The organism is Paenibacillus mellifer, from assembly GCF_023195895.1.
Taxonomy (GTDB): domain Bacteria; phylum Bacillota; class Bacilli; order Paenibacillales; family Paenibacillaceae; genus Fontibacillus; species Fontibacillus mellifer.
On sequence record NZ_JALPRK010000025.1, the window covers coordinates 42893 to 55034 of the forward strand.

Below are 12142 nucleotides of genomic sequence, written 5' to 3' on the forward strand. Positions count from 1 at the left end.
GTCTGTGCCTCACCCTTTCGTTCCTCCTTGTAAACCAAATCCCTTGGACATAAATCGTTGGGATAAGATGTACAGTACAATGGACGGGATCGCATACATGATGGAGAAGGCAGCGAGATTGCCGTATTCAATCATCCCGTATTGACCAAAGAACTGGTACAGCTTTAGAGAAGCCGGGAAGTTCTCCGGATTTTGCAACAAAATGTAAGGGACGAAGAAATTACCCCAACTGCCCGAGAAGGTGAAGATTGCCACCGTGCAGATCCCCGGGACCATCAGCGGCGCAACAACCTTACGGATCCCCGTGAAAACGGAGGCTCCGTCTACCCAAGCCGCTTCCTCCAAATCCAATGGGACGGAATCCATGAAATTCTTGAGCATCCAAATCCCGTACGGCATCGACGACGCTACATAAAATAGGATGACGCCGAAGATCTGGTCATACAGCTTCAGACTCAGAAACAGTTGATAGACCGGGACCATCACCGCGGTGATAGGCAGAGAGGTCATGAACAGGATGGTCAGCATAAACGACTTCTTGTATTTCATCTGGTACCGGGACAACGGATAGGCGGCGAGCAGTGCCAGGATGACGACAAGCACCGCCTGACCCAGCGACATGATTAAGCCAATAAGAAATGCGCGCTGGTTCTCGCGGCTCGTGATGACCTCAATGTAATTGTCCGCCGTGACCGCCCGGGGCAGCTTCAGTGTCTGCATCGCATTGGTGTCGACGGAAGCAACCATGACCCATAACAAGGGCAGGACGAAGCAGATCCCGATGAGGGTGAGGATCGCATAGGGCATGATTCGGTAGATGATTTTCCGTTGTTTTGCGTTCATAACGAAGTCTCCTTGCACTTGGACTATTTCAACGAGCGGGTGTAGAACAAGCTGAGCACGATCCCGATTAGCAGAAGCAGCAAGGAGATCGCGGTTCCGTACCCCAGTTGATAGTTCACGAAGGCTTGGTTGTACATAAAGATCGGCAACGTGGTCGTGGACGTGCCCGGACCGCCGCCGGTCATGGCGTAGATTAACCCGAAGACGCCTAACGTCTGCAGCGTGACCAGCATCATGTTGGTGGTAAACGTCTCCTTGATGTAGGGGATAATGATTCGAGTCAGGACCTGCCACCGTGAGGCGCCGTCCACAACTGCAGCTTCCTCCACCTCGCTCGGCACATCGTCCAACGCCGCTTGAAAGACTAGCATGGAGAAGGCGGTGCCATGCCAAATATTAGCGAGGATGATCGTCAGCATCGGCACGGTATAAAGCCAGGTGACCGCCGGAATTCCCAGCGAAGTGATGATCGAGTTCAACGTGCCTTCGTCGCCGAAGAAGCTGTACAGGCACAAAGCGCAGACGATTTCCGGGGTGACCCAGCCGGCCAGGACGATCGTGCCGATGACCCGGCGGAACGTCTTATTCTTGTGCTTCATAAGCAAGGCGATGAAAAAGCCCAGTACCTGCTGCCCGATGACTGCCGAGCCAAACAGGAAGATAAGCGTATTCCATATGCTGATCTTTACCGTCGGGTCCTTGAACATGTGGAGATAGTTGTCGAACCCGACGAACTTCAATTCTCTGGCGGATTCCCCCGTTAAGGCGAGGTTCGTAAACGAATAGAAGAAGGTCAGAAAGACCGGATAGATAAAAAACACGAGCATAATTGCGATCGAAGGGAGCATGAAATACAGCCACGAGTACGAGTTTCGTTTTCTGGAATAACCTTCCGCCGCCATGCTGCTCATTTTTGGATGACCCCGTTCTCACCTACGATGCGGGTCACATCCTGAGCGTACTTATGGGCTGCATCCGCAGGGGAAGTCCCCGTGGCAACGGACTCAACCATCGTTTGAATTTGCGTCGAAACCTCCGGGTATTTGTCCTGCGCCGGACGGAATTCGGCGTTCTGTAAGTATTCCGTAGCGATCTCGTTAAACGGCATTTTGGTGTACCCCGGATCCTTGGCGACATCGGCCCGGACGGTAATATTACCCGAGGCGGTGACCAGCCTTTGGCTGTTTTCCTTATTTAGCGCATATTTGATAAACTCCCAAGCTTCGTCTTTATGCTTGGCGTTGCTTGGAATGGACAAGGCCCAGCCTCCGGCAAGGGTGATGGAACCCGGTGCCTGGCCTTGGCTCGTCGGCATAGGGGCGAAGCCTAATACGTCCTTGTATTCCGGCCAAGGGGATGCGCCGGAGTCGAGAAAGTTGCCGGTAATCCAGGAGCCGTCTAGTGAGATGGCTAACTTGCCCTGCGGCAAATATTCACGGGAAGCGGTATTGCCGGCCTGCCCGTTCAGGACCTTGGAGAGCGGCGGTCCGAGCTTCTCCTTATTTACGGTTTCAACGAAACCTAATGCGTCCAGAATTCCTTGGCTTTGGATGATCCATTTCCCGCTTGCATCGTCATACAGGCGTTCGCCCGCACCATACAGGAGCATTTCATACGTCTGCATGGACGTGGCTTCTCCGGTCGCCTTCCCCATGTTCATCCAGATCGGGACGATGTCCGGCGCCTTCTCCTTCACTGTACGGGCCGCATCAAGCACTTCTTCCCAGTTTTTCGGGGTCCACTCCTCAGGGAGACCCACTTGCTTGAAGATTTGCTTGTTGTACCAAAGTCCACGCGAGTCGGTATTATAAGGCACCCCGTAGACCTTGCCATCGCTTGCGGTTACGCCCTTCTTCATCGCTTCGATGAACGAGCCGTTGGTCCAGTCCTCCCATTCTTTCAGCCGCTCGTCCAGCGGTTCCAGATAACCGGCGCTGGCGTCGGAATTGAGAATAAACGTATCCTCCGTCACGATATCCGGCGCGGTATCCTTGGACTTCAAGGCCAAGGCGATTTTGGCGAAATAATCGCCTTCGGAGGCTTGGATCGGCGCCGGCTTAATTTCGACTTCCTTATTCGGATAGTCGGCGGCAATCTCCGTCAGCCACCGGTAAAGCGAGCCTTTTTCTCCGGCACCGTCATCCCGGTACGTCACCGTGATCGTCGTTTTTCCGGAACTGCCCGACTTGTCATCGGACCCGGAACACCCGGCTAACAGTGCCCCGCCCAAGGCCGTGCACAACAAAACGGAAGCGATGGCCCAACTTCTTTTTTTCATGAATGACATGCTGATCCCTCCCTGGTTTCGGTACCCCGTTGGATTCGGAACTCCTTGCGATTGTGAAAGGCATAACGATGTATCCGCTTACAAACCTTCCAGTAAAACATACTTGCCGAAGGAACAATTTATTCAAATATTGCCTCGAAAAACTATTGACCGAATCGGTTTATGGAGTGAACTCGACGCTTCGAATATAGAACAGAGAGGAGGAGCTATTTATTCGTTTGGTCTCAGACCCGCGATATAAAAGGCGCGACCGGATGTCCGGTCACGCCTTATTGCAATGCATATAGGAGCCCGCGAGTTCGGCATCCTTAACCGCGAACTTCGGAAAGGGCCCGTGTCAGCACATGGCCCATATGGTCTAAGGCTTGCAGAGTATGGCGGTAAAACGTCGTCCGGCTCATGTGAAAATCGTCTGCCAGCTGGTTTTTGTTGCGATCCTTCTGTAGATATACCGCTCTAAGGATACTCTGATCCAACTGCGTCAGCGGATAGCCCGCCTCCGTTGCCGTCAAAATATTCTGCACGCAGGTCTGCACGGCAGTCCCGCGAAGTCCCATCTTTCGCACAACCGGGAGCTGTTCCATTTCTTCGCTGCGGAACAGCAGCTCCAAGATCTGTTTCGCCGCTGTTCCATCCATCTCCGCACGGGACTCATTTCGGGTCATCAACGCTGTAAGACCCGTGGGCCCGGTTTGCCGGATAACTTCCTTCACCCACGTGTCGAAGGTCTGGTGCCTGAAGTCCAGTTCCCACCGGGTCAGTTCGCCTTCCGTTTCGGTGCCGTTCAGCTTGATGTGCCCCATCTCTTGAAAGCCAAGGATTTGGAACAATCCATTGAGCTGCGGGTCGGCTGTAAACATGATTCCCCGGAGCCCGCTGGTCATTTCAACTAACCATTGCCGCATCAGCAAAGCGCCCAATTCTTCCGGTCCATATAAGGGATGACGAACATCAACGGCAGCGAGCAGTACGCAAAGCGTGTCGGCTGACTCCCGGGAGAGCGTCCGTAGGGCGACTCTCTCATCACTCAATAAAGCAAGAATTCCAGGGGCATACCGATCCAGCATAGGGAGGGTCGAACCATGCAGCCAGAAACCGGCACAGAAGGCCAGCGGAGTCCCTGAATCGTCGCGCACGACGCAGATGCCTTCGGGGCTATGCCGGGCGATATCGTCGAGCAAAGCGGAGTACGCCTTCGCATGAACCAGCTCGGATTGCCAGTTCGTTGGCGAAATCGCGGCCGCCAGCAACTGTTGGAGGCTGCCGAGGTCTTCCGGGCGAAACGGCGTGTGGACTCCTGGGCTCAATGCCGTGGAGAAATCGGCGTAAGCATGGGCAGACGGTAAAAACTCGCGATACAGCTCCATAATATGCGCTGCGATCCCCCTTTGCTGCCGGGTATCCGCGTGGCGGAATTGCTCCGCCAAGAGCTGAAACACTTGCTGACGCCGGACTTGGAACTGAGCGGCATCCCTCTGGGCGAAATCGTTCCGCAAGAGCCCGGCGATCACATGATGCAGCGTTAAGCCGTAGGCCGTTCTGCGGACGAACGATAGATTGCCAAGCGCATAGTAGCCGGCGGCATCCAGCGGAGGATCCAATAAGCGGTTTAGCGTCGATTGATCCGCTGCCGGTAGCAGAGATAGGACCGATAAAGCTTGAAATAAATCCGGAGAAGCCGCTTCCCGCAAAATATCGGCACTCAGTGTGCCCGGAATCTCGTCAAGACCTGCGCTGGCGCCGGGATTGCTCTGTTTTGAATGCAGCACATCTACGGTCATTGCAAGGTGCAGGGGGAGCCCTTTGGTTTTCTGGGCGACTTCCGTCCGCAGCATTTCATCCAGGCCGCATCGGTGCAAATAGTCAAGCACTTCTTCGCGCGTTAATAACGATAAAGGAAACGCCCGGATACGGTGGCCCCAATAGGGACTAGTGTACCATTGGAGGGGTAATCCGCCTCGCGAAGCCATGACGAACAGAACCCCGGCGTCGGTCAGCTTGGGAAGGAAGCTCGACATGAGCCATCCCTCAATCCCGGCCAGCCGTGAGCAATTATCGATCAACAACACGGAGCGTTGCCGGGTTAGTTCCTCGATCACGAAGGAGAGCAGGGGGAGACCCGGCTCCCGCCGTCTTCCGTATTCGATCTCCAGGCTCGCTCCTAGGCCGGATAAGAATGCACCCGACGTTGCCAGCTCGCTTTGTCCATCCAACCAAAGCGTGAGCACTTCTGCCTGCGATGCGGCCTTCGTCATTTCTAACAGCAGCGTAGTTTTTCCGATCCCGCCAATCCCCGATACGTCGAACAGGCTTGTGGTCGGGTTTGGATCGGTTAGCCATTGCTTGAAGCTGGCCATCTCCCTGGAAAAGCCGACGATGTACCGGCGAGGGACGTAGGGGTCACTGATCGGTATCGATTCCAAGCCGATCACTCCTTCTCCGTTTTTGTTGAAAATTGAAACAAAAGTGAAACATCCAAAGATGGCTACTATATTACACTATAAATTGTTTCGGCAGGCATTGTAATCATTCTTTTCTAGTAAATATTTTTTGATCATAGAAAGGGGCTTTTTCTCATGAAACGCCGCATAACGTTTATGCTGGCCGCCATCCTCTTCGCGGTGCAATTCACCCCCTGGCGGATTACGCCCGCACAGGCTGACACTCCTTTGCCACCACCCGTGGTGGAAGGCTGGGTACTGGTATCAACGGCGGATCAACTCGCCTATATTGACCAACATCAGCCCGACTATGTGACTTCGAACATCCGGTTGATGAACGATATCGATATAAGCGGGTTTGCCTGGGTTCCGTTTGGCGGGAATGACAATGCCGCCTTCAGCGGCACCTTTGACGGAAGGGGGCACTTCATTACCGGGGTTGAGATCGACAGCGCCGATTGGGAAGATCCTAAACAGTACGAAAACGTCGGCTTCTTCGGAAAGGTCACCGGAACCGTGCAGCAACTGCGGCTGGGCGTACAAGTTAGCGGCGGCGCCAATACCGGGGGCGTAACCGGCCTGTTAACCGATGGGGGCAAGATCCTGTATACGCAAGTAACGGGCTCCGTCGCCACCGCATCGGTGAGCGAAAACACCCATGTAACCGGAGGTCTGGTAGGCGCTACTGCCAATTCGACCATTTCCCAATCCTCCTCGGCGGCTTCGGTCATGGGCGGATATGCTTCAAATATCTACACAGGCGGATTGGTCGGGTCCCAGGGCGCGGGGCTGATCGAGAATTCCTATGCCACCGGAGCAATCGGGCTTCAGTCGTCAGCGGGCATGTATGTTTATTACTCCGGCGGACTGGTTGGTTTTATGATTTACGGAACGATTGAAGAGAGCTATGCTGCGGGCAAGGTATCCGGAGGTCCTGGGGGTCCGGGCTCGATCGTAGCCGGCGTTGTAGGGCAGCTTGGGTCAGGTGCCGGCATTCTCCGCTCCCATTTCGATTCCGAATCGACGGAGCAGTCCGTTGGCATCGCATCCGAAAGCGGCGGCACGGCCGAAGCCGCGGGACATTCGACGGCTGAGATGGCCCAATCCGAAACCTATGCCGGCTGGGACTTCGTGAATACCTGGGCGATCCATCCGGCGGTCAACGGCGGATACCCCTACCTGCGTCCGGCGGTACTTACTGAAGACTTGGCAAATGCCCGGCAAGAGAGTGCTTATGCGCATCAGCTAGAAGCTTATGATGGAGCAGGAGGCGGATTAGCCTGGCAAGCAACAGGGCTTCCGGAAGGACTAGCTCTTGGCAGTACAGGCAAGTTGGAAGGGACGCCCCGGGAATCGGGCAGCTTTGATGTCACCGTCACGGTTACCGACGCCGGAGGTGCCTCCGCAGCGGCGACGCTTCGCTTGGTGGTCGCCGAACCTCCATCCCCAGACCTCGGCATGGTGACCGGTATCGTCTATGGTACCGGAGATATGCCGTTGCCCGGGGTAACGGTGACGGTTGACGCCTATGGGATAAGCGATACGACCCGCGCGGACGGCAGCTTTACGCTGCCGGACCTCCCGGTCGGTATGCAGACGGTGAAATTCCTTGCCGCGGGATACAAGGCTCGGACCGCAAACGTAAACGTTACAACGGGGGCGGGCATCGATTTGGGCCGAGTCTTCCTGGAGCCCAATGACCCGCCCAGCCCTCCAGCGGGTTCCGGCGGATCGGAAAGTTCGGGAAGTTCTTACGTTCCGGTGAAGCCTTCGCCTTCCAGCCAACCGGATAAAGCGAAAATCAAAGCCGGGGGCCAAGAATTACTCGTTTCCGTGACTCGTGAGAAGGCGAGCGATGGCCGAGATGTTCAAAGATATATTCTGGATGGCAGCGAACTATCTGCACTGTTCTCATCTGGAAGCGACAGCACGATTGAGATCGACGCTCCGGTTCCCATCCTCAAAACCGATCTGCCGATGCAGGCGATTCGAGACATCCTGCGGCTGCAACCCGATGCCGTCTTGGAGGTCACGATGAATCGGGCAGCTTACAGATTGCCGCTTCGATTGTGGGAGGGAAAACCGGGTACGGTGCTAACCGTCACGATCGCAGAATCAGCGGAACGAGATCTTTCGAATTTCAAATCGGCTTTAACGGAATATGGCTACGAGGGAATCGCCGACCCTGTTGATTTTACTTTGGATGTTGAAGGGGAGGTCATCGCCGATTTCGAGGGAACCTATGTTGAGCGGGCGATCCGGTTGGATACGGAGCCCGATCCGGCCAACGCAACGGTTGTTTGGGTTGATGACGAAGAACGTCTGCACTTTGTTCCAGCCGTATTTCGTCGGGATACTCTCAGCGCATACGCCGTATTTTCGGCTCCCCACGATAGCCGGTACGCTGTTGTTCGCACCCATCATGCCTTTACTGATCTAGCGGGGCATTGGGCGGAAGAAGATGTTAATCTGCTCACTAATAAGCTGATCTTGGAAGGGAAGAAGGGCGGTGAATTTGATCCGGACGGCAGCGTAACCCGCGCCGAATTTGCAGCGATGCTGGCACGTTCACTCGGATTAGCCGCCCGGCCTGCATGGATCGCCTTTCGCGACGTGACTTCCGATGCCTGGTATGCCGGCCTGGTAAATGCCGCGGTTCATGCAGGTCTGGTCAATGGTTACGAAGACGACACGTTCCGGCCGAACGATCCGATCACCCGCGAGCAAATGGCGGTGATGCTTGCGAACGCAGCGCAATTCGCGGGCGGCTTGCCGGCGGCCGAATCAGAGGTGCCGGGCCGCTTTAGCGACGCGTCCAATCTGGCCCATTGGGCGAAAGATCCGATGTGGGGCTTATTGTCGGCGGGGCTGATTCAGGGAGTGGACGAAACCCGTCTCGCCCCGAAAGCAGCAGCAACCCGGGCCCAAAGCGCCGTGATGTTGAGACGACTGTTGGTTTATTTGAATTTCATCAATTAAGTGAGCGCCATTGCAAGCCAGTCGAGCCATACCCGTCCCTCATCCGCTAGCAGATGAGAGGGCGGGCGGCTCGGCTGCTTGTTTGATTACATGCGATCCGGGGCCGGCAATCCGATAACATCCAACGCCTCGGCGATCGTCTCCTTGAATTCGGCTGTGAGCCACAGCCGGAACGGTTGCTGCTGCGGCTCGGCTTTCAGGATCGGACACGCCGAATAATAATGATTAAACAAAGTAGCGAGCTCATAAGCGAAATGGCAAATTGGCGTCGGCGACAGTTCCTCGCACGCAGCGCTCAGCGTATCGGGCCATGCCGCGATTTGCCTCAACAGGGCATGTTCGGCCTGATCCAGCAGAGAGAGGTCCTCCGGGAGCGACTCCGTCCGCGGAAGCCCGTTTGCCTGGGCTTTGGCCAAGATGCCGGCGGCCCGGGCATGCGCATACATCAGATATACGCCAGTGTTGCCGGTCGTCTCCGTGGCTTGCTGAATGTCGAAGACCACTTCGGTTGGCAAGGCGAATCGCAGCAGGTAATAACGGATGGCCGCCGCTGCGATCAGGCGGCTGGACAACCCCTCGGGATCGGAGCGCTTGCCTTCGATTTGCGCTTCCATGAGATCGAGCAAATCGGACACTTTGATGCCGACCCCTTGCCTGCCGGACATGGCGTACGAGGTTTTGCTGTCCGAGGTGTCCAGGCCAAGCTCCTGTGCCGCGCCAGGGCTTAGCGATACGACGCCGTAACCGACGTGGCGCAGCTTCTCCGCCTGGCCTGCGAAGCCGAGCGCTTCCAGCGCTTGCTTCACCATCGCCTGCGGATACTCTTGCCTGCGGTCGATCACGTTGATGACGAGATCCGCCTTGCCGTAGTCGGCGACAATGCCATCTGCATGCGTGGTCCAAAGTCCGTCCGCAAACGGTTTGTACCGGAAATCGTTCGCCAGCAACCCGAACTTCCAGAGATGGTACGCGATATCCTTGGCGGTATAAGTCAAAATTCCGTTGGACCGAACGAGAACCTTATCGGCATGATGCTCGGCATCGGGTTCCGCCGGATCGGCCGCCGGTTGCTTCAGCACCCAGCAGCCTGCCAGTTTGCCGGACGTTTCCATCTGGAATAGCTCGGTTTGCTGCAGCAAACGAAAAGCCGAGTCCCAAAAGCCTTCGCGGACGATACGGCTCTCCCATACAAGCAAATCGTAATCTATGCCGAAGGCTTTCATTTCCTCCAGATGCTCCCGCACGATCCGTTCCGCTGCGAGCATGCCGATCCATGCCACGTTTCCGTCCCCGTCTTCCAGCGCCCGCAGCACTCGCGTTCTTTGCTCCAGCAGAGAGGGCGTTTGCTCGTATGCCTTGTTCACGCGGGCATAAAGCTCCCAGCAATAATCGCCGAACCTCAAATGCTCCGCCTGATGGTCGACGTTTAGCAACCCTGCGACGGTATCGGCCAGCTGATTCCCCAGATCGTCGATGTAATTATGAACTTCGACTTGATATCCGGCTCTTCTCAACAATCGCGCCAACGAGTCGCCGATGCAGGCGTTCCGCAGGTGACCGATATGGGCGGATTTGTTCGGGTTGATGGAAGTGTGTTCGATGACGACCTTTTCGCGGACCGCATCCGGAAGGCGAAAGGCCTTGCGAGCCCATTCGCTCCAGTCGAGGTGGAAGTTCAGAAAACCCGGCGGCGCGGTTTCGATCCGGTGCAGCAGTCCTTCCATCCGGCCTGCCTGTTCCAGCTCGTTCTTCAATTGCGCGGCGATGTGCAGCGGCGATTGGCGCAGCGTTTTGGCCAACTGCATCGCAATGTTGGTCGAATAATCGCCGTGTTCCGGACGGTTGGGCCGCTCGATCAGAACGTCCGGGAGATTTTCAAAACTTTGGCCGAGCCTTGAAACGACTTGCTGCACCGAGGTTTCAAGTTGCTTTTTCATCCACCTGCTGATCATGGAATACTCCTCCTTGGCTATAAAAATAAAATAAGCCTCCGTCTCATCAAAGAGACGAAGGCTTTGCGCGCTCGCGGTACCACTCTTGTTGTTAAACTCCATGTTTAACCACTCTAGAGATAACGGTCTTCTGCCGTGGCTGCCTACCTCGCTTACGTTCAGCAACCATTCTCATGGGTCCGCTTCGCTGCCTGCCCCGTACCGGTTTCCACCATCCCGGCTCGCTTGGACTAGAACCGACAGCTACTCTCCCAATCGTTGAATTTGGGTTATTTCGTATTATTATATCCGGCTGTTCCCGAAAGTCAATCCGTGAGTTCCATTTTAAAACTTGTTTAATAACTTGGAGATGAAATGTTCATGTTTCCGTGAGCCCATTTTGATACCGGTCCTTTTTTCGGTAAAGAAGTAAACCAGGGCCAGTACCGGTACGATGATGCCGATCAGGGAGGTGAAATTCCAGCCGCCGTGGGCATAAGACCACCCGCCCAAGGACGATCCGGCGGCCCCGCCGATGAAAAAGATCGCCATAAATAAGCCGTTAAGGCGTCCTTTGGCTTCATTGCCCAAGGAATAAACCGCCCGTTGTCCAAGTACTAGGTTTCCCGAAACGGCCATGTCCAGTAAAATCGCCGCAAGGACCAGCAGGACGAGCGATGCCGTCGAATGACCGGGAACAAGATAGGCCAGGACAAAAGACAAGGCGGCAACGATCAGGGCCAATCCGGTCAAGAACCTGGTCCAGCCTTTATCCGCGAGTCTTCCCGCGATCGGCGCGGCAACGGCGCCTCCTACGCCGGCCAGCGCGAACCAGGCGATCCCTTGCTGCGTCAGGCCGAAATCGTCAGCCAAATATAGCGGAATTACCGTCCAGAACAGACTGAAGACACCAAACAGACAAGCTTGATAAGCGGCGCGGCGGCGAAGGATCGGCGTTTGTTTTAATAGAGAGCCCAGGGAAACGATCAATTTGCCGTAACTTAGGGCAGGCTCCGGCTTCCGTTCGGGAAGCACCCGGTACAATAAAATTGTTAAAAGGGCGATAGCCGCCGCGGACAAGGCAAATACCGCCTGCCACTTCCACAGGCCGGCGATGAAGCTGGCTACGGGGCGGGCGAACATGATCCCGAGCAGAAGTCCGCTCATTACATTCCCCACTACCCGGCCCTGATGGGGACCCGATGCCAAATAGGTCGCGTAAGGAACCAGGATTTGGGCTACCACGGATCCCAGTCCGATAAACAAGGACGCCGCGAGGAACAGGGGCGCGCTCGCGGCAAAGGATGCCGTCGCCAAGGCGCAGAATGCCACGATAAGGAAGATGGCCACAAGACGCCGGTTTTCAACAATGTCGCTGAGCGGAACAATGAACAATAGACCCAGCACGTACCCGATTTGCGTTAAAGTGACGATGAAGCCCGATGCCGCGGACGTTAACCCCGTGGCGGCGCTGATCGGTCCGACCAAGGTTTGGGAATAATATAGATTGGCTACGATAAGCCCGCAAGCAGCGGCTAACAAGAATAGGATCCAACCCGAAATCGGCTTACTGCCGGCATTTTGTTTCGTGTCCATGACAAAACCTCCTCATTTAATTAAATACTATACGTATCGTTTATTAATTGTCGACGTTTTAATAA

General features: G+C 55.5%; 7 protein-coding genes and 1 other annotated feature. Of the genes, 1 reads left to right on the forward strand and 6 read right to left on the reverse strand.

Going from position 1 to position 12142, the window contains the following annotated elements; genetic code table 11:
* Nucleotides 1–9: 9 nt before the first annotated feature.
* The 4 genes from M0651_RS20365 to M0651_RS20380 all read right to left on the reverse strand — a co-directional run bounded on the left by M0651_RS20365 (nt 10) and on the right by M0651_RS20380 (nt 5553).
* Complete coding sequence (locus M0651_RS20365) at nt 10–843, reverse strand: carbohydrate ABC transporter permease (RefSeq protein ID WP_248553560.1); 834 nt, start codon at nt 841–843, stop codon at nt 10–12.
* A 23-nt stretch (nt 844–866) separates the two neighbouring features.
* Nucleotides 867–1754: a carbohydrate ABC transporter permease gene (locus M0651_RS20370; RefSeq protein ID WP_248553561.1), complete on the reverse strand. Its 888-nt coding sequence runs from the start codon at nt 1752–1754 to the stop codon at nt 867–869.
* A complete protein-coding gene (locus M0651_RS20375; protein ID WP_372491022.1) occupies nt 1751–3121 on the reverse strand; it encodes an ABC transporter substrate-binding protein in 1371 nt (456 codons plus the stop codon). The genes M0651_RS20370 and M0651_RS20375 overlap by 4 nt, the downstream gene beginning before the upstream one ends.
* Before the next feature lie 317 nt (nt 3122–3438).
* Nucleotides 3439–5553, reverse strand: a complete 2115-nt coding sequence (locus tag M0651_RS20380; protein WP_248553563.1) for a bacterio-opsin activator — start codon at nt 5551–5553, stop codon at nt 3439–3441.
* Nucleotides 5554–5706: 153 nt separating this feature from the next.
* On the opposite strand from M0651_RS20380, the gene M0651_RS20385 reads away from it, so the two are divergent.
* On the forward strand, nt 5707–8550 hold the full coding sequence (locus M0651_RS20385) for an S-layer homology domain-containing protein (RefSeq protein ID WP_248553564.1): 2844 nt from the start codon (nt 5707–5709) through the stop codon (nt 8548–8550).
* Between the two features lie 86 nt (nt 8551–8636).
* Here the strand turns inward: M0651_RS20385 and M0651_RS20390 are convergent, their stop codons facing one another.
* Nucleotides 8637–10502, reverse strand: coding sequence for an arginine--tRNA ligase (locus M0651_RS20390; RefSeq protein WP_248553565.1), 1866 nt, complete (start codon nt 10500–10502; stop codon nt 8637–8639).
* Between the two features lie 47 nt (nt 10503–10549).
* Nucleotides 10550–10770, reverse strand: a binding site (T-box leader).
* 56 nt (nt 10771–10826) lie between these two features.
* Nucleotides 10827–12077, reverse strand: a complete 1251-nt coding sequence (locus M0651_RS20395; protein WP_248553566.1) for an MFS transporter — start codon at nt 12075–12077, stop codon at nt 10827–10829.
* Nucleotides 12078–12142 lie beyond the last annotated feature (65 nt).